Source organism: Streptococcus suis, from assembly GCF_002964575.1.
Lineage (GTDB): Bacteria > Bacillota > Bacilli > Lactobacillales > Streptococcaceae > Streptococcus > Streptococcus suis_R.
The window spans coordinates 1-1684 of sequence record NZ_POQQ01000027.1; the positions used below are offsets into that span (position 1 = coordinate 1).

Sequence of the window (1684 nt, forward strand, 5' to 3'; positions counted from 1 at the left end):
TGAACTGCTCCCTGTCAAGTGGACAATGAAATAATAAAAGATTAGGCGACGGCCTTGTTCCTCATTTCAAGAGGGGCAAGGCCGTTGTTGCGTTCTTGAAATCGTTGATGATTATAAAAATAGATGTAGGCATCAATATCTGACACCAGCTCCTCAAAAGTCTTATACTTCTTCAAATCATAGCACTCCGTCTTAAAGTGCCCAAAGAAGCTCTCAATTGGTGCGTTATCAATACACTTACCAACACGAGACATGGAGCGGGTCATCTGATACTTGGTCGTTAAACGGTAATAATCTTTCGAAGTATATTGTGAACCTCGGTCGCTGTGAATCAATGGTGTCGCTTCAGTATTAACTTTTCGGGCTTTACGAAGTGTTTCTAATACCAATTCATTATCATTCAACTGACCGACCACATAAGCGACAATTGAGCCGTCGTAGAGGTCCTTAATAGCACTCAAATAGGCCTTACAACTGAGACCGTACTTCAAGAAAGTCACATCTGTACACCATTTCTGGTTGGGGGCAGTTGCTGTAAAATCACGATTGAGAACATTGTCCTCTACATTGACAAAGCTAGTCTTGGTACAATACCCCTTGGCTCTTCTGATAATGGAACGAATACCTAGAATGTGCATCAAGCGTCGAATCCGCTTCTTGTTGTAGTTTGTTTCAAGCTTGCGATTGACAAATCGAGTCATACGACGATAACCAAGAATACCATTATGTTGGCTATGAAGGTCCTTGATGACATTCATCAATCCTAAATTTTCCTGTTCAGAAGCTGTTTCCTGATGTTGTAACCACTTATAGTAGCCTGAGCGAGATACCTTTAGAATACGGCACAAGTGGCTGATAGAAGCCTCTTCCTGTTCATCCGCATATTCTTTAATCGCTTGGAAGGATTCCAGGTGGCGACCTAGTCTTACCATTGGTTTCGTCGATTGATTTCTTCTAACTTTTTTAGCAGGCCGTTCTCCATTTCAAGATACTTAATCCGTTCTTCCTGTTGCTTGATTTTTAGACGTAACTCTTCTTCCGAAGTCAGATTAGGCTTGCTTTCCAAACCTTTTCCACGACGGTCGAGGAGGCCGTTAGAACCGTCCTTCTCAAACTTTCTGACCCACGAATAGACCTGTTGGTAGGAAACCCCATACTTCTCAACAGCCCCTTGGTAATCTTTCTCGTGGGCAAGGGTAAAATTGACAATCTCAACCCGTTCGTCAAATGTTGTCTTGCGTCCTTGTTTCATGCGACTCATTCCTCTACTAGTAGCTTTCAATTCTTTACCACTAGTATAACTTTTTATCCATGATCTGAGAACACGAGGGTCAGAAATTCCATATTTTTTGGTCAGAGCTTTGAGACTTCCCAAACCATCAAGATAGTCGGAAACAGCTTGTTCCTTTAGTTCCTTACTATACTTCATCCAGCGACGGCTTTCCTCTAGCCCCTCAATACCAGTTTCTTTGTACTTCCGAACCCAGTTCGATAGGGTGTCTTTAAACACACCATGGTGCCTAGCTAACCAGCTAAGTGATTTCCCAGCTTCCAAGTGGAGTAAAACAATTTCTAGTTTCTCAGAGACAGACTTTGGACTTCTTTTGGACATAATAAAACTCCCTTTATAGTTTCTAGTGAAAATTTTTGTTTTTTCACTGTCCACTATAAGGGGAGTATATCA

1 protein-coding gene is annotated in these 1684 nt (G+C 41.7%); it reads right to left on the minus strand.

Features of this window, described 5'->3' with window-relative positions:
* Nucleotides 1-41: 41 nt before the first annotated feature.
* Nucleotides 42-1612 (minus strand): IS3 family transposase gene (locus C1E58_RS02555; RefSeq protein WP_105209226.1). Its coding sequence is split into 2 segments (ribosomal slippage): nt 42-967 and nt 967-1612, totalling 1572 coding nucleotides; the frame shifts between segments, so codons are not numbered across the junction.
* Nucleotides 1613-1684 lie beyond the last annotated feature (72 nt).